23 protein-coding genes and 1 pseudogene are annotated in these 24,314 nt (G+C 69.6%); 7 read left to right on the forward strand and 17 right to left on the reverse strand.

Going from position 1 to position 24,314, the window contains the following annotated elements; genetic code table 11:
* Both Aco03nite_RS00185 and Aco03nite_RS00190 read left to right on the forward strand, forming a co-directional pair.
* Window positions 1-1,016: condensation domain-containing protein (locus Aco03nite_RS00185; protein ID WP_239144800.1), on the forward strand; the 1,016-nt coding region annotated here is incomplete at its 5' end.
* Window positions 1,013-1,231: an MbtH family protein gene (locus tag Aco03nite_RS00190; RefSeq protein ID WP_203792444.1), complete on the forward strand. Its 219-nt coding sequence runs from the start codon at window positions 1,013-1,015 to the stop codon at window positions 1,229-1,231. The genes Aco03nite_RS00185 and Aco03nite_RS00190, both read left to right, overlap by 4 nt.
* On the opposite strand, the gene Aco03nite_RS00195 is transcribed toward Aco03nite_RS00190, so the two are convergent.
* The 4 genes from Aco03nite_RS00195 to Aco03nite_RS00205 form a co-directional block, all read right to left on the reverse strand.
* Complete coding sequence (locus Aco03nite_RS00195; protein ID WP_203792341.1) at window positions 1,228-2,994, reverse strand: ABC transporter ATP-binding protein; 1,767 nt, start codon at window positions 2,992-2,994, stop codon at window positions 1,228-1,230. The two genes, Aco03nite_RS00190 and Aco03nite_RS00195, sit on opposite strands and share 4 nt — an antisense overlap.
* On the reverse strand, window positions 2,991-4,403 hold the full coding sequence (locus tag Aco03nite_RS00200) for an ABC transporter transmembrane domain-containing protein (protein ID WP_239144801.1): 1,413 nt from the start codon (window positions 4,401-4,403) through the stop codon (window positions 2,991-2,993). The genes Aco03nite_RS00195 and Aco03nite_RS00200 overlap by 4 nt, the downstream gene beginning before the upstream one ends.
* Complete coding sequence (locus Aco03nite_RS52495) at window positions 4,325-4,687, reverse strand: hypothetical protein (RefSeq protein WP_239144802.1); 363 nt, start codon at window positions 4,685-4,687, stop codon at window positions 4,325-4,327. The genes Aco03nite_RS00200 and Aco03nite_RS52495 overlap by 79 nt, the downstream gene beginning before the upstream one ends.
* A 106-nt stretch (window positions 4,688-4,793) precedes the next feature.
* A complete protein-coding gene (locus Aco03nite_RS00205; protein ID WP_203792342.1) occupies window positions 4,794-5,579 on the reverse strand; it encodes a hypothetical protein in 786 nt (261 codons plus the stop codon).
* A 172-nt stretch (window positions 5,580-5,751) separates the two neighbouring features.
* On the opposite strand from Aco03nite_RS00205, the gene Aco03nite_RS00210 reads away from it, so the two are divergent.
* The 3 genes from Aco03nite_RS00210 (at window position 5,752) to Aco03nite_RS00220 (ending at window position 7,644) form a co-directional block, all read left to right on the forward strand.
* Window positions 5,752-6,081: a PIM8 family immunity protein gene (locus tag Aco03nite_RS00210; RefSeq protein ID WP_203792344.1), complete on the forward strand. Its 330-nt coding sequence runs from the start codon at window positions 5,752-5,754 to the stop codon at window positions 6,079-6,081.
* A gap of 274 nt (window positions 6,082-6,355) precedes the next feature.
* Window positions 6,356-7,417 (forward strand): M35 family metalloendopeptidase, encoded by a 1,062-nt coding sequence (locus Aco03nite_RS00215; protein WP_203792351.1) that lies wholly within the window; start codon window positions 6,356-6,358, stop codon window positions 7,415-7,417.
* Between the two features lie 41 nt (window positions 7,418-7,458).
* The gene (locus tag Aco03nite_RS00220) at window positions 7,459-7,644 is read left to right on the forward strand and encodes a hypothetical protein (RefSeq protein WP_203792353.1); all 186 of its coding nucleotides are present in this window, start codon (window positions 7,459-7,461) and stop codon (window positions 7,642-7,644) included.
* A gap of 49 nt (window positions 7,645-7,693) precedes the next feature.
* On the opposite strand, the gene Aco03nite_RS00225 is transcribed toward Aco03nite_RS00220, so the two are convergent.
* From Aco03nite_RS00225 to Aco03nite_RS00280, 13 genes and pseudogenes are all read right to left on the reverse strand, one after another.
* On the reverse strand, window positions 7,694-7,909 hold the full coding sequence (locus Aco03nite_RS00225; protein ID WP_203792360.1) for a hypothetical protein: 216 nt from the start codon (window positions 7,907-7,909) through the stop codon (window positions 7,694-7,696).
* Window positions 7,896-9,689 (reverse strand): PDDEXK-like endonuclease domain-containing protein, encoded by a 1,794-nt coding sequence (locus tag Aco03nite_RS00230; protein ID WP_275415787.1) that lies wholly within the window; start codon window positions 9,687-9,689, stop codon window positions 7,896-7,898. The genes Aco03nite_RS00225 and Aco03nite_RS00230 overlap by 14 nt, the downstream gene beginning before the upstream one ends.
* Window positions 9,602-12,859, reverse strand: a complete 3,258-nt coding sequence (locus Aco03nite_RS52500) for an AAA domain-containing protein (protein ID WP_239144803.1) — start codon at window positions 12,857-12,859, stop codon at window positions 9,602-9,604. The genes Aco03nite_RS00230 and Aco03nite_RS52500 overlap by 88 nt, the downstream gene beginning before the upstream one ends.
* Before the next feature lie 140 nt (window positions 12,860-12,999).
* Window positions 13,000-13,191, reverse strand: coding sequence for a hypothetical protein (locus Aco03nite_RS00235; protein ID WP_203792363.1), 192 nt, complete (start codon window positions 13,189-13,191; stop codon window positions 13,000-13,002).
* A 192-nt stretch (window positions 13,192-13,383) separates the two neighbouring features.
* Window positions 13,384-13,803, reverse strand: coding sequence for a hypothetical protein (locus tag Aco03nite_RS00240; protein ID WP_203792364.1), 420 nt, complete (start codon window positions 13,801-13,803; stop codon window positions 13,384-13,386).
* Between the two features lie 54 nt (window positions 13,804-13,857).
* The gene (locus Aco03nite_RS00245; protein WP_203792365.1) at window positions 13,858-14,553 is read right to left on the reverse strand and encodes a hypothetical protein; all 696 of its coding nucleotides are present in this window, start codon (window positions 14,551-14,553) and stop codon (window positions 13,858-13,860) included.
* 19 nt (window positions 14,554-14,572) lie between these two features.
* Window positions 14,573-14,896 (reverse strand): hypothetical protein, encoded by a 324-nt coding sequence (locus tag Aco03nite_RS00250; protein ID WP_203792366.1) that lies wholly within the window; start codon window positions 14,894-14,896, stop codon window positions 14,573-14,575.
* A gap of 15 nt (window positions 14,897-14,911) precedes the next feature.
* Entirely contained in the window at window positions 14,912-15,697 is a 786-nt protein-coding gene (locus tag Aco03nite_RS52505) for a hypothetical protein (RefSeq protein WP_239144813.1), read from the reverse strand.
* A 599-nt stretch (window positions 15,698-16,296) separates the two neighbouring features.
* Window positions 16,297-16,619, reverse strand: a pseudogene (locus Aco03nite_RS52510) (ISAzo13-like element transposase-related protein); the annotation flags it as partial.
* A gap of 121 nt (window positions 16,620-16,740) precedes the next feature.
* Window positions 16,741-18,225 carry a hypothetical protein gene (locus tag Aco03nite_RS00265; RefSeq protein ID WP_203792370.1) on the reverse strand — a complete coding sequence of 495 codons (1,485 nt, stop codon included), beginning with the start codon at window positions 18,223-18,225 and terminating at the stop codon, window positions 16,741-16,743.
* Entirely contained in the window at window positions 18,195-18,719 is a 525-nt protein-coding gene (locus Aco03nite_RS00270) for a hypothetical protein (protein ID WP_203792372.1), read from the reverse strand. The genes Aco03nite_RS00265 and Aco03nite_RS00270 overlap by 31 nt, the downstream gene beginning before the upstream one ends.
* Entirely contained in the window at window positions 18,716-19,078 is a 363-nt protein-coding gene (locus Aco03nite_RS00275; RefSeq protein ID WP_203792374.1) for a hypothetical protein, read from the reverse strand. The genes Aco03nite_RS00270 and Aco03nite_RS00275 overlap by 4 nt, the downstream gene beginning before the upstream one ends.
* Entirely contained in the window at window positions 19,075-21,432 is a 2,358-nt protein-coding gene (locus Aco03nite_RS00280; RefSeq protein ID WP_203792376.1) for an AAA family ATPase, read from the reverse strand. Before Aco03nite_RS00280 ends, Aco03nite_RS00275 begins: the two co-directional genes overlap by 4 nt.
* A 468-nt stretch (window positions 21,433-21,900) precedes the next feature.
* Between Aco03nite_RS00280 and Aco03nite_RS00285 the strand changes: the two genes are divergently transcribed.
* Both Aco03nite_RS00285 and Aco03nite_RS00290 read left to right on the forward strand, forming a co-directional pair.
* The gene (locus Aco03nite_RS00285; RefSeq protein ID WP_203792378.1) at window positions 21,901-22,122 is read left to right on the forward strand and encodes a hypothetical protein; all 222 of its coding nucleotides are present in this window, start codon (window positions 21,901-21,903) and stop codon (window positions 22,120-22,122) included.
* Window positions 22,119-24,248, forward strand: coding sequence for a UvrD-helicase domain-containing protein (locus Aco03nite_RS00290; RefSeq protein WP_203792380.1), 2,130 nt, complete (start codon window positions 22,119-22,121; stop codon window positions 24,246-24,248). The genes Aco03nite_RS00285 and Aco03nite_RS00290 overlap by 4 nt, the downstream gene beginning before the upstream one ends.
* Window positions 24,249-24,314: the final 66 nt, after the last annotated feature.

Raw genomic sequence — 24,314 nt, forward strand, 5'->3', positions numbered from 1 at the left:
ACCGGCGGTTGGCGGCGCTCAGCCGGGAGCCGGTCGACCTGACCGGGCGGGCGCCGATGCGGGCGCGCCTGGTCGGCACCGGCACGGTGCTGGTCACGGCGCATCACCTGGCCGTCGACGAGTGGTCGGTGGTGCCGCTGATCGACGACCTGTCCCGGGCGTACGCGGCCCGCAGCGCCGGGCGGGCGCCGGAGTGGGTGGCACTGCCGGTCGACTACGCCGACTACACCCGGTGGGCATACGAGGTGCTCGGTGACCCGGCCGACCCGGCGAGCACCCACGCTCGTCAGCTCGACCGGTGGCGTTCGGCTCTGGCCGGTCTACCGGACCGGATCGATCTGCCCGGTGCCCGTCGGCCGGTGGCGGCTGCGTCGACCGGTCGCAGTGAACTGGTGCCGGTGGTGCTGGACGCGGGCACCCACGCCGCGGTGGACGAGCTGGCCCGGCGTACCGGAACCAGCATGTTCATGGTGTTCCATGCCGCCCTGGCCGCGCTGCTGACCGGCGCCGGCGCGGGGACCGACCTGCCGATCGGCGCGCTGATGGCCGGGCGGTCCGAACCGGCGCTGGCCGACCTGGTGGGCACCTTCTTCAATACGGTGGTGCTGCGGACCGACACGTCCGGGGATCCGTCGTTCGGCGAGCTGCTGGGCCGCGTACGGGAAATCGATCTCGGTGCTCTTGATCTTCAAGATCTGCCGTTCGACGTGCTGGAGATCGCGCCCCAGGTGATGATCGTGCACCACGAGGAGGCTCGGCTGGCTGACGTCGGTGGTCCGGGCGTGCGCCTGGAGACGCCGGCGACCGGCGCGCTGCGGGCCGAGCTCACGCTGAGTTTCTACGAGCCGGCCGACGGCCGCCCGGTGCACTGCGACCTGGAGTACGCGGCCGACCTGTTCGACCGCGCGGCCGTCGCCGAACTCGGTGAGCGGTTCCGGCGGCTGCTGACGGCGGCAGTGGCCCACCCCGATCGGCCGCTGTCCCGGCTGGTCGACGACGCAGAGAGGACCATCTGATGACCAACCCCTTCGAGGACCCCGACGGCCGGTACCTGGTGCTGGTCAACGCCGAGGACCAGCACTCGCTGTGGCCGTCGTTCGTCGACGTCCCGGCCGGCTGGACGGTCGCCTTCGGTGAGGAGTCGCGGGACGCCTGCCTGGCCTACGTCGAGCGGACCTGGACCGATCTGCGCCCCCGCTCGCTGCGGGACCAGATGGCCGGCGGCCGTTAGGCGGGCGGCCGGTGGTTCGCCCAGGCCTGCCAGAGCATCGCGTAGTGGCCGCCCGGGCGGGCCGCGAGCTCGCCGTGGGTGCCGGCCTCCAGCACCCGGCCCGCGTCGAGCACCACCACCCGGTCGGCCGACACGGCCTGGCCGAGGCGGTGCGCGACGACGATGCCGGTCCGCCCGGCCAGGGCCTTCTCCACCGCCGCTTCGAGCAACCGGGCGCCCGCGCTGCCGGCCTCGGCGGTCGCCTCGTCGAGGACGGCGATCGGCGGATCGGCCAGCACCAGCCGGGCCAGCGCGAGCTGCTGGGCCTGGGTCACGGTGAGCCGGTGGCCGCCGGCGCCGACGACAGTGCCGAGCCCGTCCGGCAACGCGGCCACCCAGTCGGCGGCGCCGACCCGGGCCAGCGCCGACCGTAGCTGCTCGTCGGTGCCGTCCGGCCGGGCCAGTCGCAGGTCGTCGCCGAGCGGGCCGGCGAAGACGTGCACCTCCTGGGTCAGGATGACGACCGAGCGCCGTACGTCGGCCGGGTCGAGGTCGGCCATGCTGGTCCCGCCGAGCCGGATCACGCCGCCGGTCGGGCGGCGGACACCGGCGATCAGGCCGGCCAGCGTGGTCTTGCCGGCGCCGCTCGCGCCGACCAGCGCCACCCGTTCCGCCGCGGCCACCTCGAGGCTGACCCCGCGCAGGACGGGCCGGCCGGGCCGGTAGGCGTGCTCGACCGCGTCGACCGCCACGGTGGTCCGGACCGGGCCGGTCGCGACCGGATCGGCCGTCGCGGGCAGATCCGTCACACCGACCAGCCGCACCAGGCCGGCCCCCGCCGCCTGGGCGTCGTCGACGAGCCCGAGCGCGGTGTTGATCGGCGTGAACAGGCTGTGGAAGTAGAGTGCCGCCACGGTGGCGGCGCCGATGGTCACCGACCCGTTGCGTACCAGCAGGAAGCCCGCGACCAGCACGGCGGCCAGCCCGGTGAACTCGGCCAGGTTGAGCCGGCCGTAGAACCGGGTCAGTACCCGGATGCCGCGCATCGTCCACGAGACGGCGTCGAGGGATCGGATCCGGACCCGGTCGCGGTGTTCGTCCTGCAGCCGCAACGCCCGTACGGTGCCTGCGCCGCTGACCGTCTCCTGCAGCTGCTGCTGCAGCGCGCCGACCGCGATCCGTTGCCGGGCGTAGAGCGGCAGCGCCCGGCCGGAGTACCAGCGGACCGTGTGGATCTGGATCGGCGCGGCCAGCAGAGCGGCGACCAGGAAACGCCAGTCCAGGACGGCCAGCCCGACCACGGTCAGCACGATGGTGAGCATCGAGCGGACCAGCTCGGGCAGGGCGCTGCGGACCGCGGTGGCGATCACCGTCACGTCGTTGGTGACCCGGGAGGTCAGATCACCGGTGCCGGCCTGTTCGACCTGCTCCAGCGGCAGGCCGAGCACCCGGTCGATGAACTGCTCGCGCAGGTCGGCCAGCATGCCCTCGCCGAGCCGGGCGACCAGGGTCAGGCCCCACCCCGCGGCGACGGCCTGGCCGACGGCGACCAGCACCAGCGCCACGATCGGGGCGTTGAGGGCGTCGGCGGGCCGGCCGGCGGCGACCAGATCGACGATGTGGCACAGCAGCCGGATCGTCACCAGCCCGATCGCCGAGCCGAGGGTCAGGACGGCGCCGGCCAGGACCGCCAGTGGCCATCGGGGCCGCAGCAGCCGGCGCACCGCGGCCCAGGTCTGCGCGGCGCCGGCGACCGGCAGCAGGGTTCGGTCTCGGCTCGTCATGACAGGACGACCGCCCGGTAGTGGTCGTCGCTGATCAGGTCGGCGTGGGTTCCCCTCGCCCGGATCCCACCGTCGGCGAGGAACAGCACCCGGTCGGCCACCGAGAGCAGGCTGGGGCTGGTCGTCACGAGCACCGTCGTCCGGTCCCGGCTTCGGCGCAGGTCACGCAGGCCGGTCGCGATCCGCTGCTCGGTGACGGCGTCCACCGCCGTGGTGGGGTCGTGCAGGACGAGCACGGGCGGGTCCGCGGCCAGGGCGCGGGCCAGGGCCACCCGTTGGCGCTGGCCGCCGGACAGGGAACCGCCACGCTCGGCGATCGCGCCGTCGAGCCGGCCGGGCAGGGTGTCCGCGACCTCGTCCACGGTGGACGCCGCCAGGGCCGCGTCGACCGCCTCCGGCCGGGCCCGGCCCAGCGCGACGTTCTCCAGCAGTGTGCCCTCGAACAGGTCGGCGTCGTGCTCGGCGACCAGCACCGCGGCCCGTACGGCGAGGGGGTCGAGTGTGTGCAGCGGGCGGCCGTCCAGTTCGACCGTGCCGGATGCGGGATCCCGGGAGCGGCCGAACAGTTCGGTGAGCGTGCCGGCGGCCACCTGATCGGCGGTCACGATGCCGACGATCTCGCCCGGTGCGATGTCCAGGTCGAGGTCCGACAGCCCGCCGCCGCTGACGGCGGCGAAACGGATGTGGCCGTGGACCGGGCCGGCCGGTTCGGCGTCGCCGCCGGGGGTGCGGGGCTCGGCCGACAGCACCGCGGCGATCCGGTCGGCCGAGGCGCGGGCCTGCGCGAGTTCGCCGTTCGCCCAGGCGACCAGGGCGAGCGGGCCGAGCAGGAACTGGGCCAGGCCGACCGCGGCGACCAACTCGCCGACGGTGATCTGCCCGGTCATGGCGAGGCGGCCGCCGGCCAGGGCCACGATGGCGAGGAAGACCCCGGTCAAGCCCAGCAGGGTGCTGTCGTGCCAGCTCTTCGCGGTGGCCGCGCGCTGGGTGGCGGCGAGCGAGTCCCGGCTGATCCGGTGGTAACGCCGGGCGGCGGACCGTTCGGCGCCGATGCCCTTGAGCACGCGCAGCCCGGCCACGAGGTCGGCTGCGACTCCGGCCGCGCGGGCCGCGTGCTCCTGCTCGTTCTCGCTGCGTCGTTGCAGGGGTCTGCCGAGCCAGTGCGCGGTCAGCAGCAGCATCGGCGCGCCGATGAGCACGAGCAGGCCCAGCAGCAGGGACATCCGCAGCAGGGCGACGGCGCCGATCACGACCCCGCAGAAGGCGGCGAAGCCCAGGGGCAGGGCCAGGTTTATCGCGCCGACCCGCTGGGCGTCGCCGGTGGCCACGTTCACCAGGGCGCCGGGTAGCCGGCCGGTCCCGGCCGAGCCGCGGGGGTGCAGGACGCGCGTCGTGAGCTCCAGGCGCATGGCATGGGCGGCTTTCTCGACCGCGTTTCGCCGGTCCGGGTGCCGTACTGGAAGCTGGCCGAGAGGATCGCGAAGGTGGCCCCCAGCACCGCGATCCACAGGATCAGGTCGCCGGTGGTCCCACCACCGGCCGTCTGGTCGATGATGACGCCGATGAGGATCGGGACCAGCGCCTCGCCGCCCTGATGGGCCGCGCTGAGTATCGAGCTGAGGCCGACGCTGCGGGCCTCGCCGCGGACGGCTCGGCGCAGCAACGCCCGGCCCGGCTGTCGTCCCTCGCGCACGCAGCCTCCCACTGGTGTCAGTATCGATGCGCGCCGCTATCCTGACGGTGGGGTAAGGCTACCCTGATTCGCCCTTCCGGGGCCGGGCCTCGGCCGGTGGGACGGCTCAGTTCCTGGTGGCGCGCAGCATCATGTAGGCGACCTTGTCCGCCTCCACGTCGAAGGTCAACGTCCAGCCCGGTTGAGCGGCCGGCAACTCGTACCGGCCCTCCGAGGTGGACTTCAGGCCCTTGCCGTCGTACGCCGTCTTCAACTGCTCCAGGCTCGACCCGCGTGCGACGCCTTCGGCCGTGGTGGCCTTGGGCGGCGCCGCGATGGTGGTCATCACGTCGCCGGTGAACGACACGCCGCCGGCGTTCAGGAAGGCGGTGAGCCGTTCTCCCATACGCTCGATCGAGGCGGTCGTCGCCTCGATGCTTTTCATCGATGCTTTTGCGGAGTCCGCCGACAGTTGGGCCGACGTCGCGGACTCCTCCGCGGAACGACCGTGGGTGCTGCGGTACTTCTCCGCCTTGGCCCGGGCTGCGTCCGCGGCCTTTTCGGCCTTCTCGACGTCCTTTTCCAGTTTCTCGTCCGCGGCCATCCGGCTCGGGTCGGGTGCCGGACCGCCGAGGAATGAATAGTCGTCGCTGTCGCCGACCGTCGACACGGGTGAGGTGATCAGGTCGCCGGTGGCCAGGGCCTCGCTCCTGGTCATGGTGATCCGCAGCTTGCCGTACCCGTCGAGTCCCAAGTGCTGCATGGTGACCGCGGCGGACGATGTGCCCGCTGCGGGGGTGTCGGCCGGTTCGGTGCTGCAGCCCGCCAATGCAGTGGTGCCCGCCAGGGCGGCCAAGGCGCCGATGAAAAGGCCCCGGCGTCCGATGGTGTTGTTCCGTTCCCCGTGTCGCATGACGGGCAGCGTAGAGGAGCATGATCCACCGTGCCGCCCGGCTCAGGTCGTCTTCATCGGCGACGATGACTACATCCCGGGCTGTCCTGGACACCCATTACCGCCGGTTCGTGTACGGCCCCGGCACGGACGGCCACGAGATCGAGAAACAAGTCCCGGGAGAGTTCACGTCATGACCACCGATCCGCTGGAGGCCTACGACGCCCTGCTCGCCCGCGCCGCGTGGGTGATCGGGCGGGTCGAGATCGAGAACACCGCCGACGGCCTGCGTCTGTCCATCCAGGCGCGGGCGACCACCCCCGGGGCAGGGGAGGCGCCGGTGCTCCGCTTCACCGGAGTCACCGGGCTCGAGTTCCACCAGGAGGCCGGCGACCTGCCACTCGGGCTGCAGATCGTCGACATGGCCGCGGACGGCTGGGAGGACCTGCGCTGGCGGGTCACCGACCCCGAGTACGGGATCGCCTCCTTCTGGTGCGCCGGCTTCACGGTCGGCGAGCACTGACCACGGGTGCGCACATCGGGAGGGACGTACCCGGCGACTCGTCGAGGGCCTTCGATCGCGGCGGCTGCCGGGAGCCGGTGCCCTCTGGCACCGATGTCCGTGGTCCGGCATTGCCGATGTTGCACCGCAATATGACCCCCTTGGGATGAAAACCTCTCATCTCAGAGAGAAGGTGATCAATTAGATTGAGACCAATAGATGTCATGGCATCGACTCCCGCGCCTCTGTCCCCGGTGGCCCCCCGCGAGTCGATGACCGAGAGAAGGAGAACCACGTGGGTATCTCTCGACGTTCGCTCTGGGCCGTATGCCTCGCTGTGGGGGTGTCGATCCCGGCCGGGGCGAGTGCGGCCGCAGCCGCCGGCACCACCGATCTCACCACGACCGTTCAGATCGGCCAGGTGACCAACAGCGCCCTCACCGTCCGTGTCACGGTGCGGAACACCTCGTCGTCGGCGGTCGACGTGCTCTCCCGGGATCTGCCGCAGACCCGTCAGACCGCCGCTGTCCTGGCCGTGACCAGGGACGGTGTGCCGGTCCCCTATCAGGGCAGGCTGGTGAAGCTCGGGGCGCCGGACGCATCCGACTACACGCGCATTCCCGCCGGCGGCGCCTACACGGTGACCGTTGACCTGGCCGGTGACTACGACCTGTCACGGCCGGGAACCTTCACCGTCAACGTGGCCTCGACCCGCGTGCGGGCGGCCAAGACAGCGACCCTGCAGAACACGTCCCGGGCCGCCACCGTCCGCACCAGCACCGGCATCCGTGCCGCCGCCGACGCGCCCAGCACCGCGGCGACGACCACCGAGCAGGTCGAGGTCGGTCTGGCCGCGGTCAGCATCACCTACCGCGGCTGCACCACGAGTGAGAAGACCTCGCTGGCGACGGCGGTCACCAATGCCGCGACGATGTCGCAGAAGTCCCAGACCTGGCTCGCGGCGAACCCGTCCGGCGGTGGCGCCTACACCACCTGGTTCGGCACCTACAGCGCGTCCCGGTTCTCGCGGGTGACCAACGGCTACAGCAAGATCACCGATGAGCTGACGAACAAGGCTCTGACGCTCGACTGCACCAGCAACGAGGACTACTACGCCTACGTCTACCCGGACCAGCCCTACATCATCTACCTGTGCAACGCGTTCTGGACGGCGCCGGCCACCGGCACCGACTCGAAGGCCGGCACGCTGATCCACGAGTCGAGCCACTTCACCGTCAACGGCGGCACCGACGACCACGCCTACGGTCAGACCGCAGCGAAGGCACTCGCCGTCTCAAGCCCGGCCAACGCCGTCGACAACGCCGACAACTACGAGTACTTCGCCGAGAGCCGCTGACACCCTGAGCGGTCTCCCCACTCGTGGATCCCGATCGTCCCGTGGATCAGCGCCTGGGAGGGAAGTCCCGGGGCGAGTGGCAGATGTCCATCATCGATGGTGTGGTGCCGGGATATCGGAACAGGCCCGCGAAACTCAGTTACCAGCCGTTCGGTGACGGCGACAAGTGGAGCGCGGCTGCGGATGAGGATATCGACGAGCTGATCCGGCGATCCTCGGCACGATGAATTGGTGTCGCCGTCCGGATCGGACGGCGACACCGACGCACTGGACTGCTCAGTGCCTCATCGAGCGGGCCAGTTCCTCGGCTGCTGCCATGGGGGCGGCGGCTGCGCCGGTCAGGAGTTTGCGGCCGTATGTCTGCAGGGTTGCCCGGTAGACCGCGTCCGGGTCGGACCAGCCCAGTAGACGTGCGTGGGCGGCCATCACGGTTGCCAGTTCCAGTGGGGGTACCTCGTCGAGGTCTCGGGGTCCGAGCTCACGCAGCACCACCGCCGGCTGGTCGGGCAGGCGATAGGTGGACGGCTTGTTGCCCGGTTTGTGGAGCGGGTTGTCCTTGACGAGCAGGCCCTTGCGTACGGCGGAAGTGAGGAGTTTGTTGATCGCGCTGGCGGTTGCCTGGCTGACTCGCTGGCCGCCGGCCGCCGGCCGCACGGTTGTAGGCGGTGTGCAGGCGTGCTCCCAGGACCGGGCCTTCGCTGTCGACGATGGCGAGCAGGGCGTCGCGCATGTCGGGGGAGGCGGGTTCGATCGGCCGCGGGGCCACACCGGAGAACATTTTGTACGGTTCGAGCATGGTGGCGGGCCGCGGCTCCGGGGTCACCGCGGGATCGATGACGAGCATGCCGTCGACCTCACTGCTGATGACGATCTCGGGGATAGCGGACGGGGCAGTGGACGGGACGAGGGCGGCCGGCGGAGTCTGCGCAACCGCGGCAGACACCGTCACGACGGCGGGCGCCGGCTCGACAGTTTCCAGGGTCAGAAGTGTCGGCAGTTCGGCGACGGCCGGGTGCTCGGGGAGCGGCTCGGACCAGTCCGACGGGCGGATTCCGCGCCGCTCGAGGGCTGCCCACAACTCGGACAGCACCGTGGCCTCGTCGACCACGAACGCCGACTCCGGGATGCGGAAGAACTCCCAGCCACAGCGCTCCAGCTCGCGCTGACGGGCCATGTCCGCCTCGTAGCGGTCCGGGCCGTGCCACGCGTCGCCGTCGCATTCGATGGCCAGGCGGCCGTTCGGGCCGACCACGACCAGGTCGATCGAGTAGCCGATCGCCGAGTACTGCGGCACCACGGTGAAGCCGCGTCCTACCAGGCGGTTGTAGACCCGCTGTTCGAAGAGCGAGTCGAACGGCGCCACGCGTTCGTTGTCCGGCACGTCGCCGGGCAGTGTCACGCCCTCGAACTCGGACGGTCGCGCGGTCACCCCGTAGCAGTAGTCGAGCAGCTGGAAACGCATGTCCTCGGGGTTGCCGAGATCGCTGAGCTGCACCGAGTGGAACACCCACATCTGGTCCTTGGCCCGGGACGCCGCGACGTTGTAGCGCTGGACGTACATCTCCAGCGTCAGCGAGCCCAGCCGTGTCCCGGGTTCGGCCGCGGCGACCATGCTCAGGAACATCACGTCACGTTCCGAGCCTTGGAAGTCGGCGGAGTCGCCGCAGCGCAGGTCCCGGCGTTCCCATTCGGCCGGAGCGAGCCGTTCCAGCAGCAGCCGCTGGATCCATTTCGCCTGGTGCGGGCCCTGCAGTGAGATCACACCGAAGGTCATCCCGTCGTAGCGGGGGTCGGCGACGCAGGCCAGGATCTGCGCGACGACCGCTTCCGCCTCCGGCCGGTTGATCTTGTTGGTGGTGCCGCTGACGTAGCCGTCGGGTACGAACACCGGCTTGATCGGTTCGAGGCGGTCCGCGCCGTACTGGCGCACCGGGGTCAGGCGGATGTTCTCCGGCTCGTAGGCGATCCGGTTCGAGAAGTTGATGATCTCGGGTACGCAGCGCCGGTGTTCGGTCAGCGGGATCAGGCCGCTGAACCGCATCTTCGCCTCGTCGAACAGGCTGCGTTTCGGGTCCTGCCACGACGCCCGGTACGGATCGTCGTACAGGTACTGCTCGGCCAGGTCCCGCAGGTGCTGCTGGTCGACGCCGACCGCGGCGGGGGAGACCTGCTTGTCGTCGCCGATCACCACGATCTTCGGGGCCAGGTACTGCAGGAACGTCGCCGCCAGCCCGGCCTGGGACGCCTCGTCCACCACGACCACGTCGAACATGTCCGGCTGGACCTGCAGCTGCTCCGCGATCCGGTAGATCGGCATGATCCAGACGGGCACCGAGGAGCGGCAGCGGTCCATCGCCTGCCGGATCTCCGCGCGGCGCAGGTGGGCGTACTTGCCGGTGCCCTTGCCCAGGCCGCGGACCAGTTGGCCGTACTGCTGCAGGTTGGCTCGTGCTGATCCGCTGATCCGCTGATCCGCTCCGGGGAGGCCGCGTGCCGCCAGGCGCGCCCGGCGGCCAGTTCCTCGACATGCCGCCGGATCGTCTGTTCGATCTTGCTGACGTCGGCTTGCAGGCGGTTGAGGTCGGCGACCTGCCGGTCGTTGAGCCAGGCCGCGGTGACGGCCCACGCCCAGGCGGGCTCCCACCCGGCGATGCGCGTGTCCCATGCCGGGTCACCGGGGCTGCCGGCGATGGCGTCGTGCAGCAGCGGGGCGTCCTGCCGCAGGCGTGCGGCCAGTCCGTCGCGTCGGGCCACCAGGGTGCGGACCTCGACGAGACGCGTGATCCGGTGCACCGCGACGGCGTAGGCGTCGACGTCCCGGTCGGCGACGGCTTTCGCGACAGCGAGCAGCACCGGTGCTGCCGCCGGGTCGTGCAGCAGGGCGGTGACCGGTTCGGCTGCGGCGTCCACGGCGGCCCGGGTGACCAGCAGTTGATCGTCGGCGGTGGCCGCGTCGACGAGTGCGGCGTAGGCGCGGACCGCGGAGAGGTCGGACCACTCCGGCCGGGGCAGGTGCCAGGTGGCCAGGTTCTGTTCCAGCGCGGCCAGTTCGGTGCCCAGGGCGAGTACCCGCTCCAGTTGGTGCAGTTCGGTGATGTGCCAGGTCAGCCGTTCCTGGAAGGTGTCCTCCGGGGGAACCGGGACGGTGGCGGGCCAGGCCCGGTCGATCGCGGTGAGCAGCCGGGTCGACTCGCACCAGGCCAGGAACGCGTCGATGGATGCGACCGAGGTGGGCGGCCGGCCGTTCACCCGTACCAGAAGGAAGAGGTCTTTGGCGGCTTTGACCGGCTTGGCGGCCAGCATGCCCAGCGCGGGGGTTCCGTCGGCGGCCAGTTTGAGTTTGCCGCCGGTGCTCAGGTGCTGTCGCAGGTGCCCGGCGAGCGAGATCAGCGGCGCCAGCTCCGGGCCGGTGACGGTGACCTCGGTGATGCCCAGTCCCTGCACGTGCGGCTGGGCCTGGCCGGTGAGCTGCCGCAGTTGGGCGGCGCGGTCCTGCCAGACGCGGCCGCGGCCGGAGACCACGTCGGACAGTGCCGCCGACATCCAGGCCTCCCGGCGGCGGGCCAGGTCGTCGGCGGTGTCGGCGAGCCGGTGCAGATTCTGCTGGAGGAACTCCCGCAGCTCCGGCGGCAGGGCCCGGACGGCCGTGAACGCCGCGTGCGCCCGATCGCTGTGGTGGGACTCGTGGGCCGTACGCGCGAGGTGCTCGGCGGTGACCGCGGCGGCGAAGTCCGCGGGCGGTGTCAACGCGGCGGGATCGGCCAGGATGTCGCGGGCCGGTTCCTGGTCCGCGGTCAGCCGTTCGTCGCGCAGCAGCCGCAGCCACTCGGCGGTCTCGGTCGCCGTCAGCGGTGCCTGCGCGGCCGGGTCGGCCGGTGACCACGGGCGGATCCAGCCGTGTTGTTCGCCGTCGGCGCGGTGTGCGGTGGCGATCTTCGCGAGTGTCCCGCGGTACGGCCCCTGCACGTGTGCGGTGACCTCGGCGGATCGGACGTCCACGATTCGCCGGTGCAGCAGTGCCCGCTGGCGGCGGAGCCGGTCGACCGCGTCGAGGTGCCGCTGGATCGTCCGGTCGGCGTCGTCGGCGTCGAAGTCGATGGCGTGTTGCGAGATGGTGTTCACGGCGACCTTGAGATCGGCCATGTCCTCGCGGGACGCGCCGACCACCGCCACCGACAGCGGCCGGATCGACTCCGGCAGCCTCGCCCGGACCTCCTTGAGCGCCCGGTCGGTCTGCGCGGTGACCAGCACCCGTTTGCCCTGCGCGAGCAGGTGGCTGAGCAGCGCCGCCGCGGTGTGTGTCTTACCGGTCCCCGGTGGCCCCTGCACCAGGGTCTGCGCGTGCCGGTCCACCTGCCGCAGGATCTGCAACTGCCGTTCGTTCACCGGCAGCGGCAGATACAGCTCGTCGTCGACCGCCACCAGCGCGCCCGGCGTGGGGTCCGCCGTCGTCGGTGGCCGGTGGTCCGGGTCGACCAGAGGCAGGACCCCTTCCGGTACGACCTCCGAGTCGAGTAGCTGCTCCCGGATCCGTTCCAGCACCTCGACCAGACCGTGATTGCGGCGGCGCAGCACGATCGCCGGTGCGAGGGTCACCTCGGCGGTGTCGGTGGCGGCCCGTCCCGGGTTCTCCGTCTCCACGTAGGTGGCGTCCGGGTCAAGGCTGTTCGCCACCCGTTGCAGCAGCTCGCCGATGGCGCTCAGGTGCAGCGGGTGGTGGGCGTAGCTCCGCGCCGACTCCCGGACGTCCCCGATGTGCCGGGACCGGGTCAGGTGCGAGTCCAGCATGTCCAGTTCCAGGCGCAGCGGGTCGACCGATTCGGCCACGGTGACGCGCAGTGTTCCGCTGGCCGGGTCGAGGTCGATGCCGACCGGGACGGTGATCAGGTGCCGTCGTACCGGTGGATGGTTCTCCGGCCGCCACGCGAGGCAGCCCACCGCCAGGACCAGTTCCCGTTCCTCCGGGTTGCTGGCCTCATCCTGCTGCATCGTGAAGAGCACGCTGTACGCGTCGCGCACCGGTTTCTCGGTCCGTTCCCGCTCGGCCCAGGCGGTCCAACCGGTCAACCACCTGCGGTACGACTCCACGACCCGTGGATGATCGAGCAGGAGTTTCGGTTCGTCCGCTTCCGGGTCCTCGATCTCGTCGGCGAGCTTGGGTTCCTGTTCGGCGTCCTGGTAGCCGTCGGCGATCCAGAGCGCCAGCTCGGCGCCGGGTGCCGGCGGCCGCTGCCGGTCCAGGCGGTCGATGTGCCCGATCTCGTCCCCGGGTTCCGGCTCCACGTCCCAGTGCGCGAAATGTATCGCCGGGTGCCGTGGCAGGTCCCTGGTCCACGCGGTGTCGTAGTTTTCGAACGTGCGCGGCGCGGAGATCGTGGACTGCTGGGCCCGGGCCAGGAACTCGAAGAGCCGGACAGCGCGATCGAAACGGGTCGCACTCACCGGAGAGGTGGTCAAGACACGGATCCCTTCACATGGAGACGAGGGTGTTGACAGGAACCCGCTCGAACGTAACCGCAGCGCGCGGGCCGCCGCTGCCCGACAACCGGGGATGATCTTGCAACCGAACGGGTGAGTGGCTATCAGCGGAAGTTCGCCGTCGGCAGGTGATCGCCGACGTAGCCGACGTGGATCCGCCCGGTCGTACCGCCGCTGTCGTCGTGGAAATGGATCCGTGGGCACGGGCTGCCGCCCTGTTGGATCTTGAGGTGGGCCGGCCGGTGCAGTTTGCGCCAGCCCTCCCGGAAGACGACCGGGCGCTGGGGCCGGCGCATCGAGTCGTTGGTGAGGGCGAGTTCAGCGGCCTCGGCGAAGCTGGACTTCCCGGAGCCGTTCCGGCCGAAAAGGTCACGCGTTTACGTAGGCGATATCAACGCCTGCCACGGTGGCGCGCATCACCTCGGGTCTGGCCGACGCCGGGTTGAAAAGGGGCGGCGTGGTCATGCACGAGTGAGGCCGTTCGATGATCAGGCCCTGGTTCTCTCGGACAGGGCCAACGCGGTGAAGGCCGACGATCCGGTTCCCGTGGCAGTGGTCAGCCCGAAGAGGACACAGAAAGCGATGGTCGAGCCGCGAAAGGCATCGTGGTTGAGCCCGATGGCCACGATCACCGCGATGACGATCAGCGTCACCAGCAGGACTCCGCCTGCCGCTCGGACGCCCGCGCGAACGAGTCGCGCCCGGGCCGGATCGCGGCGCCCGATCCAGGCGAAGGCGATGAGGAAAGTGAGGAGAGCCTGCACGATGAACGCGGCGAGCCACACCCAGCCGGCCGCCGATTCCCAGGACGAATCGAAATCGGCCGCGGCGGTTGATCGTGCGACGTCGAAGGCCGTGACCGACAACGCCGCCATAGCCAGATACAGAAGCCCGAACAGGCACGTCACGACTGCTGCCGCTGATGGCCGAAGCCTAACGCGAATCAAGGTGATCCCTTCCAATCAGAGGGTGAAGGTCGAGGGCCATCGCCCACCTACAAGCTTTCCGCGGTCGTTCAGGACCTTCAGCAGATCAGTGTTGGCGTCGGTCGCCCGGCGGTTGAGCTCGAAGGCGACTCCGCCCATGGTGGCGAGGGCGAAGACGACTGCCGATCCCGCGATCACCGGAGCGGCCGGCAGACCGATGATGGTTCCGGACGCGCCTATGGCGCCGGCAATACCGAGGAGCAACTCAGCGAGAGCCGCGCCGATTCCCACCCAGAAGATCGTGATGCCGGTCGCCACCGAGTTCAACGCTGTCGCCGTGTTGTCAGCGAAACCCTTGACAGCGTTCAGGATGTCTTTGTGCAGCGGCATCATGTCCGCGTACGCCTTGGCGGCGTCGCCCTTCCATTCGTTGTCGGTCTTCAGCCGAGCGATGTCGGCGACGGTTGCCTGCCCGCTGACTGGGCCTCCGACCTTGGTCACCCAGTCGTCGGCCGTATCGGTCACCGCTCCCGGGCTGCCCGCGCGTGACAGCCAGTCTCCGATCGAGGCAAAGAGTTCGCCGAGCATGTCGCAGAAACCATTCCAAGCCGCGGATACCCGGTCGGCCAGAAACCCCGGCAGGTGCGGCAGTTTGTCGTCGATGCTGCGCTGCAGTTCGTTGACCTTACGGTCGAGTTCATTCAGCAGGTCGTAGATCTTCTGAACCACCACGTCGCCGCCTGCGCTTGCACTACTCATTGGGTTCCCACAGATCGTCGAAGTCCTTCGCTGCCTTCTCGTTGTTCGTTTCGTATGCGAGGGCAATTTTGTCGAGCGAGACACTGAGGTCCAGATAGTTCCTGCTGCCCTGACCGAGCAGGTCGGCGATGTGGCGCTGCAATCGCGTGTAGGTGTCGATGAGGTTGCTGGACTCCCCGGCCCAGGAGAGTTGCGAGTAGGTGAGAGTCAGCCCTTCCACGCTGAACTGCGCCCTGCCGAGGGTGCTTGATACGCCGTCCCACAAGTCGGAGTCGGCGCGCAGGGCCTCCAGCGCCACCGTGAGTTCTTCGGCCATGTCAGGTCTCCGAGGTCAGTCGCCGAGCCGCAGCATCTGGGCGAGTCGAGCGGGATCCTGCAGCAGGTTGCGAAGCTGCCCGAGTCCCTTGTCGTCGAGTGACACGGCGACTCCATCGCGGGCGATCGTCTGATACGCCCCGTGGAAGGCCGAGGTGATCTGTCGACCGATGTTGATCTCATGAGCCTCGCGGAGCCAGCGCGAGTCGCAGTGGACATCCACCAGTTCGCCGGCGCCGGTCATCATGACGCGGACGTGCCTGTCGGAACTGACTCCGATGTGACGCGCGGCGGCCCCGATGCGGGCCTGTTCGGCCGCCACGTCAAGGCTTCGATCGACGCGCTCAAGGAGGCCGAGAAGTTCGTACATGGCGTCACGCACGCCCGCGGAATCGAGGTTACGCCCGGTGGTCAGCCGCTCGAACTCCGCGGCGAAGCCGTCAGGACTCGCTGCCGGCAGTCCGGCGCCCGGCGATGCCGAGCCGACCACAGAATGCGATGGCCGCGTGGCGTCATCGTCGGTGTATGCCTCGGCCCAAGCGGTCAGCCGAGCGGTGGACGCCGCCTGGACGGCTGCGATCACCGATGGTCCGATCCCCGCCGGTCCGAGGACATGCTTGGCGTCCATGGTCAGCCGCACGTTGCCGACCTGCCCATCGCTGTTCAACGAGACCGTCACCGTGCCGCTGCTGTCGGATGCCGAGATGCCGGATGCGGCGGCCTGACCTGCCGTTGCCCGCTGCGCGTTCGTGAGAAATCTGCGCTGGAACTCGGCGAACTCCTCTGCTGGGTTGCCGATCATGTCCGCTCCCCCCGGTTGTACGAACCGCCAGAAGATCGAGATCTGCTGATCCCCTTGCCTCTGTGAGTGAGTACAGCAGTCGGCGCGCTTTCGTTCATACCCTGGCGTGAAAAGGCACAACTGATGGAGATCGATCTCTGTCAGGTCTGATCTCGGTGCGCGGGGGCGCGGAGATCGGTGAGTAGGGAGTCGATCAGGGCATCCTCGTGGATGGCGACCGAATGTTCCCTCATCGCCTCGGTCAGGGGTGGATCCTAAGGCGGTGCGGCTTTTTAACTCGCGGCTTTGATCTCCGTGTCTGGGTAGTGCCGGTTGGTTGCGGTGCGTAGGAACGCTGTTGCGGCTGGTGGTAGTGCGGCCGGGGTGATGGTGGTGCAGGAGTTGCTGGACTTCGGTGACGGCTCGGCGGATGGTGCTGCGGTGGGAGTGGAACAGTACGTCGAGGACGTCATGAGGTAGTTGGAGTCGTCGGTTCAGGACGGCGGCCAGGGCCCGGTCGGGGAAGCCGAGTTGGAGCGGGCGTCCGGATCGCGGGAGGTGTCGGTGTTCGATCTTGTTCCACTTCGATGTTCCGGGCGGGAGGTGACACACGTGATCTGCAGGTCGTAGACGCCGTAAGGGATGGCCTTGCCGTCGCTGTCGCCGGGGAAGTCGTGGGTGAGGGTAGTGATCGGCTCACCAGTGGGTCGCCACTGTCGGCCGGCGTGGTGAACTGGCCGACCAGTTCCTTCTTCTTGGTGTCGACGGTGATCGCCGGGTGGCTGGTGTCATGGTGGACGGTGACCTTCTCGTTGATGTAGGTGAGCTGGGCGTCGCGGTCCGGGTGCTGGCGGCCCTCGATGGTCTTGACATTGGCCTGCAGGCTGAAGCCCTCGTCACGCAGCAGGTCGGCGATAGTGTCCGCGCTGACGCGGTGGCCCTTGCCCGGTCGGCGCGGTGGCCAGGCCGGGGGTCGAGGGCGGTCAGGAAGTAGGAAGAGGTTCCCACGAGGGAGAACGTAGCAGGGCGACGTCGGCCTCTCGGGGTATTCGAAGAGGGGGAGGTCAACGGAAGTTCGCCGTCGGCAGGTGGTCGCCGACGTAGCCGATGTGGATCCGCCCGGTCGTACCGCCGCTGTCGTCGTGGAAATGGATCCGCGGGCACGGGCTGCCGCCCTGCTGGATCTTGATGTGGGCCGGCATGTAGACACGCCCGCCCGGCCCCGGGAACGTCCGGGCCTCCCGCAGCTTCGGGACGGTGCCGGTGGTCTCCGACTCGTTCAGGGCCACCCAGGTCGCCGGCACCGCGATGCCGCCGGACGGCGGTTCCTGGCACCACGCCAGGAACGAGTTCTTCCAGGTCCCGGCCGCGCGGGCCGCGGCGTAGGCGTTCAACGCGGTGAGCGCCCGCCAGACTTTGAGCGCCCACCGCTCCGCCTCCGGATGCACGTCCAGTCCGGCCGCCGCGTCCGCCGTCGGCCCGATCGCCAGGAAGGACAGGTGCGCTACCGCCAGTTCCAGCACCTCTACCACCTGACCGGGCGGAACGATCTGATCCGGCGTCTCCTGCCCGGCCACGTGCACCTGATGGGTGGCCAGCTGCGACTCCAGCCAGCGGACCCGGGCCTGCAGACGGTCGTTGTCACGTTCCAGATCGGTCAGCTCGATCTCGCCGAGTTCCCACTGCAGGCGGGGAATCTCGGCCTGCTCCCGCGCCTGCTGTTCCGCGGTCAGTTGCGCGCTCAGGTCGTCGACCTCGGCGAACAGCATGGTGATGTCGTCGGCGGTTGCCCGCCTGGCGCGGAGCAGCAGCTCCTGCAGTGCGACGCGTTCCCGCTCCACGGCTCGCGCATCCGCCGGATCGTCGACCAAGGCCACCGCGCTCGGGTCCACGCCGGCCAGGGTGAGCGTGGCCCGCAACAACCGGTTGCCCTCGACGGTGTCGCCCAGGACCGGTGTCTCCGCAACGGTGGCGTTCTCGACGGGGCTGGGCAGCACGTCCGGCTCGCCGGGCGCCGGCAACAGGACCGGGTGGGTGGTCGGCGGTCGCCGGTCCCGCATGGTCCGCTCCGCGGAGCCACGCGACAGAGCACGGCGGACCAGGACGTACGACGCGGGCTGAGTCCGCCGGGTGGACAGAGCCAACACCTGATCCCGTACGGCGTTGGCCGACCGTTGTCCGAGAGCGCGCATGCTCGCCGCCGACAGGATCCGGTGCCGCCGCGGGAACGGCTCGTTCGGCACCAGCCCGGGCAGGTACGTGCGTATGCCACCGCCGTACACGTGCAGGTGCGGGCCGACCCGGCGGGAGAAGGCGGCCGCTGCCGCTGTGTCCCGCAGTCGCACCACCACTGCCACGCCGGTGACATCGCGCGCCAGCTTCTTCGCGAACCGTTCCTGCTGCTCGGCCGCTTGCGGATCCGGGCTGAAAACGATCACCGGTACCCGGCGCCCGGTATCGAACAACCAGCCGCACAGCTCGCTGACATGGCTCTCGGTGATGGTGAGAACCTCGGACGTCAGTGGCAGCGAGGCGTCCGTGCCTTCCACGGCGGCGAGCAGATCGCGGACCAGGCGCGGGCTGCCCGGGCGACCGACACGGTGTCCGGCATCCGGCGATGTTCCAGGTCCAGCCAGATCCAGGGCTGCTCCGGCCACGGCAGATCAGCACTGAACAGGACGTCCGCTGGGTCTGCACCGTCGGCTTGCTGCGGAGTCGCGACCCGCAGCGAGGTCGTCCACCGGCTGCCGTCGTTTCCCACGTGTTCTTCCAGCCGGAACACCGCGGCCTGCAGCCGCCGTCCGCTGGGCCGGTCGGTGTACGTGCCGACGCTGCCCGATGCGATGCGGCGGGTGCCGTCGGAGTCCGCCTCGGCGGAGCCGCCGTTCAGCAGGGTCGCCGCGTCCACCGGGACGTTCTTGCCGGTGGCCCAGGCGGCGAACAGCTCCACCGCCCGCTGCCGCAGGTCCGGTTCCGGGGAGGTGAACAGGCTGCGGTAGACGAGATCCGTGGCCACCTCGCGGGGCGGCTGCCACTCGCTCACGGGCGGCCGGCCCGCACCAGCTGTTCGGCGACAGCAATCAATTCGGTACGCAGTCGCAGCAGCTCACTGACCGTCAGGCCCAGCTCGTAACGGTGGTGGTGCCCGGCTCGGGACAACGCCCACCACAAATAGCCGGTGCGACGGGCCAGATCTTCACCGGCGTACGCGGAAAGCAGCAACAGCTTGGGCCGCTGCGCGCGAGTTTTCCCGATCTCCGGGCCGACCCGGGCCCAGAACCGGTCCATCGCCGCTTCCAGTTCCAGGCGCAGCAGCCAGGCACAGGCCCGTGGCCAGGTGCCGCGGGCGCCCGGCACGACGGTGGTCAGCAACCGGTCGGCGGTGGCCAGATAGGTGCTCATCGCAGCTTCTCCAGCAGGTTGTCGGTGTTGCGGACCAGCGTCGTCATGGTCATCCGGCGGGTGCCGTGCGCGCCTTCGGCGACCGCGCGCAGCGTGTCGGCGGCCCAGCTGCCGTAGGTTTCGTTCAGGTGACCGTAAAGCTCGTCGCCGCGTCGGAGGTCACCGAGCAGGGCCAGGGTGAGCCGTTGCTGCACGGTGTTCGCCGGCGCCAGCTTCTCCTCCACCTGCCGGTGCGTGGCGCCCTCCCGGTAGCGGCGGGCCCGGTAGGCGTCCATCGACGCGGCTTCGAGCGCGGACCGGCAGAACCCGGCCACCACCGGATGCCGGGCCTCCTCCGGCAGGGACTGTGCCGCGGCCAGCGCGTGCGCGTCGGCGAGGTAGCGGTCCGCCGGATCGTCGGCCATCCGCAGCTCGACCAGCGACCGGGCCCGCCGGCTGACTTCCCAGACCGTCGCCTCCACACCGAGCCGCCGGATCGCCTCAGGTAAACGGTCATCGTGTGTGAACACGACCACCTGCCGACCGCGGGCGATCTCACCGAGCACCTCGGCCAGGCCGTCCACCTTCGCCGGGTCCATGCTCTGCACCGGGTCGTCGACGATCACGAACCGGTACGGGCTGGCGTTCGCGCACGCCCGCGGCAGGAACACCGACAGGCCCAGCGCGTGCAGTTCACCCTGGCTCATCACGGCGAGCGCGTTCGCCTCCGAGCCGTCCACGGTCACCGGGAACCGGACGCGGCGCTGGGTGCTCGTCCCCTCCATCCGCATCTGCTGCAGCTCGACGTTGCTCTCCTGCCGCAGTCGCCGCCAGATGTGTTCGGACTGCCCGACGAAGGCCGACAGTCGCTCCGCCCGGATCTCATCGACGGCCTTGCCCAGAGCGGTGCGCGCGGCGACGAGGCGCTTTAGGTCGGTGGCCTCGTCGCGGACCGTCACCGCGCAGTCGAGCCAACGACGCAGGGCGGCGCCCGGCTCGCGCCAGGCGTTCTGCCGCCGGATCAGCCATCTGGTTGCGGCTTCCACCATTTGTGTGTACGCCGTGACCAGGCCGGTCGATTCGGGGAGCTTCAGTAGCGCCTCGCTCAGGTGTTGAGTGGCCTCGGGCAGTGCCCCGGCCAGGGCGGTCGTGGCAGCGCCCAGCTCCCGGCGTACTTCAGCAAGGGTTTGATCTGCGGTCTTTTCGGCTTTGTCTAGGCGCTGAGTTGCCGCCCGTGACTCTGCGGCGGCTGCCTCCAAGCGGGTGATCTCGGCTTCTGCCGCGGTTCGCCAGGAGTCGTCGAGGCGGCCGGTCCGGCACACCGGGCAGGGCTGATCACCTTCGGCCGTGTGCTGCTGAACCGCGCGTCGCAGCAGGTCAGCCGTGTTCCCGGCGGTCGCCGACTCGCTGCCGGCCAGCCGATCGACGGCTTCTCGCGCCTGTTCCCGCTCCTGCACCGCCGATTCGACATCCGGCAGTTCGCCGTCGATCAGCCGCCGTGCGGCGGCCACGATCGCGGCGTCGGTGCTGGCGGCCCCGGTCTCGGTGAGCTGGGTCAGCGTGTCCAGGTCGGCGCTGGTGGGGCGGGCGCCGAGGGCTTGCAGCGCCTGCCGGGCGCGATCGTCGTCGACTTCGGCCAGGTCGTTCTTCAGCGTTGTGAACCCGGCCTTGACCTCGTTGGCACGGTCGTTGCGCTGCTTTCGCCGGGCCTGGAGCCGGGCATCAGCGGCGGCGAGCGGCGCCAGACCGAGGATCGGGGCGAGGGCGTCGTAGAGCTCCGTCGGCTTCGCGGTGATCACCCGCTCCAAGTCGCGGGCGGAAAGGAACGGGCGGTAGAGACCGACTTTGTTCAGCAGTTCGTTCGGCGGTGCGGCGTTGTCGTCCGGGTTGGTGGCGGTGCGATCCCAGTGGCGCTGGATGTTCACGGGTGGGCGGTCGCCGCCGAGACGCAGCCGGACGGCGATCTCGGTGTCGCCATCGTGGTGCAGGTTCCGCCAGCCCTCACGAAAGACGACCGGCCGCTGCGACCAGCGCATCGAGTCGTTGGTGAGAGCGAGTTCAGCGGCCTCGGCGAAGCTGGACTTCCCGGACCCGTTACGGCCGATCACCAGGGTGAGACCGGGCCGCGGCTTGAGTTCGAGCGTGACGGCCGGCCCGACCCCACGGAATCCGGCCACCCGGATCGATTCGAGGAAGACGTCCGGAGCGGTGTCGTCTTGTCCGGTCGGGTCATGCGGTGGTTCCGGGGCCTTTGCGCCGGCCAGCGTCGCATCCAAGGCTTCGTCGCTGTGGAAGGCGGCCAGGATGAGATCGGCGATCGGCTGCTCGGCGACCCGGTCGGCGAGTTCCCGGAACAGGCTCATCTCGTCGTTCATGACACCCCCAGATGCCGGGTCACTGCAGGCAGATTTCCACAATTTCCGCGGGTACGGGCATCGCACCGGCGAGTACGTGCCGGTTCCGTCGAGCAGACGTTCTCGTTCATCAACCCAATCCCGGTCCGTGCATGGGTGTCGGCTCTGTCCGTCAGAGAACTACGTAGGAGCTCGAACGCTCTGGGTTCCCATGTTGCAACAGTAGGTTGGCGTTGTCAACGCGTGATTTTTGGTCTAAGTGTTAACAGTGATGGCGTCGCGCGATGATCCTTTGTGGTACATCTACACGGTGCGTGCTTATGCGGGAGTGACCGACGGCAGCTGGTACCGATTCCTGGCGGCTCGCCCGCAGCTCGACGAGGTCAACTTCTGGCGGCCGGCAGTTCCGTGCGCTGTCCGTCGGCGAACCGTTCTTCTTCAAGACGCACTTTCCGGACAACCGGGTGGAAGCGCAACCTGCCGGTCCCGGTGGTCGGTTACGAACTCGGCGAGCAGGGCTGGCAGGCCGAGATCGCCTGGCCCGACCGGCTGACGGCCATCGTCCTGTCCGGATCGACCGGCGACCCGGAGACCGAAGACCGCGACAGGGCCTTCGGCGCCGCCGGATGGCATGCGCGCACCGCCCGGGACTGGTCCGCCGACGACATCGCCGAGCTCATCGAGCGTACGAACGGGAGTGCACACGGGTGAACACCGAAGCCACGCTGCGGATCATGGACCGGGCGCACAAGGAGATGGGTGCTCTGCCCCGGGCCGAACAGGGCACGGTATACGAGTTCATGAATCGGTTCCGCGCCAACCCTCGCGACCCGATGTTGTACCTGCAGGTGACTGCGACCGACGTACGTACCGCCCGCATCGACGGCACCTACCGGGCGCTACTGCTGCCGGTCGGGCCCCGCGATTACCTGCTGGTGGCGGTGAAGCACCGCGACGAAGTGGCCGACACCCTGGCTCGCTACGACTTCCAAGTCAACCCGGTCACCGGTGGTATCGAGGTGATCGATGTCCGACCGGTGCCGGTGAGCACCGGCGGGCAGCCGCCGATCTTCGCCGCGTTCACCGATGCTCAGCTGCTCGCTCTGGGCGTCGCCGAACCTCTGCTGGCCCAGATCCGGGCGGTGAGCGGTGAGAGTGAACTACTGGCCCTGACCGCCACAGCCCCACAACTGACCGCGGATGTGCTGGTGGCCCTCGCTGATGGCACCCCCTACCAGGAGGTTCTCGAGCAGATCACCGAGCCGGTTCGGGCCGAGGCACCCGTCGACCCGCACGACCTCACCGCGGCGGTGAACAACCCGGCCACCCAGGTCTTCTCCGACGACGAGGCGTTGCAGGCGGTACTCGGGGAGACGTTCGAGCAATGGCAGGTCTTCCTGCACCCGACACAGCGCAAACTCGCTGAGAAGCCGACCACCGGGCCCACCCGGGTCGGCGGCGGTCCCGGAACCGGTAAGACCATCGTCGCCCTGCACCGGGTCGCCCATCTGGTCCGTCGGCTGCCCCCGGGTAAGGACAAACCGATCCTGCTCACCACCTTCAACCGCAACCTTGCCGCAGACCTGCGTACTCGGCTGATCGCGCTGGGCGGCCAGGAACTGACCGCCCGCGTTGACATCGTCAATATCGACAAGCTCGCCAGCCGGGTCGTCTCCGAGGCCAAAGCCGGTACGGGGAAGCGGATCATCGACGACAACAAGGTCGTCGGCCTCTGGCAGACCTTCCTTCTCGAGACCGGTGAGAAGGACTGGGACGCCGACTTCCTCTGCGCCGAGTGGACCCAGATCATCCTCGGCCAGGTCCTCAACTCCCGCGCCGACTACTTCCGGGCGCGCCGTCCCAACCGTGGCCGCAGTCTCACCCGAGGCGAACGCGACCAGGTGTGGCAGCTGACCGAGCGGTTCGTCAACTGGCTCGACGGTCAGGGCGTCTGGACGTGGCGCCAGGTCGCGGAACGCGCCGCCCGTCTGGAAATGGACCGGGCAGCACGTGCGGCCACCGCGGCCGAGGAAAGCTCCGGCAGTCTGCTGCGGCACCGATACCGGCACGTCGTGGTCGACGAGGCACAGGACCTCAGCGCCGCGCACTGGAAGATGCTGCGGGCCATGGTGCCGGCCGTCCCGGACGACATGTTCCTCGCCGGCGACACGCATCAGCGGATCTACGACAACCACGTCACCCTGGGCAGCCTGGGTATCAACATCCGCGGCCGGTCTTCTCGGCTCACGCTCAGCTACCGGACCACGCGGCAGATCCTCGCCGCCGCGCTGGAGATCATGAGTGGGGAGGTCTACGACGACCTCGACGGAGGCGAGGAGAACCTGGCGGGCTACCGGTCGCTGCTCCGCGGGGAGCGGCCTACCTTCCGAGGTGCTGCCACCTGGGCTCAGGAACAGGACCTGATCGCCGACCAGGTGAAGGCCTGGGGAAGCCCGGCGGACGGGTCTATCGCGGTCTGTGTGCCGACTCGTGAGCTTGCCGCCCAGGTCACGGTCCGGTTGGAGCGGGAGGGTATGGCGGTGATCGAGATCGGCCCGGACGGACCGAAGACCGGCGGTGGCGTGCATGTCGGCACGATGCACCGGTTCAAAGGGCTGGAGTACCAGCGCATGATCATCGCTGGGGTCAGTGACGGGCTGGTGCCCCGCCAGATGATCGGCCAGTTCCAGCTGACCGATCCGAAACGATACGAGCGGGAACGCCAGCGTGATCGTTCACTGCTGTTCGTCGCCGCCACACGGGCCCGTGATGAGCTTGCGGTGTTCTGGCACGGCACGCCCAGTTCGTTCCTGACCACTCGGCTGACCCAGCAGTAGCCGATCGTGGCAGATCATGCGTTCCGTTACAGTACGGCTCCCATGTGTACAGAAATCGGGGTGGAT

The sequence above is a fragment of the Actinoplanes couchii genome (assembly GCF_016862075.1).
GTDB classification, from domain to species: domain Bacteria; phylum Actinomycetota; class Actinomycetes; order Mycobacteriales; family Micromonosporaceae; genus Actinoplanes; species Actinoplanes couchii.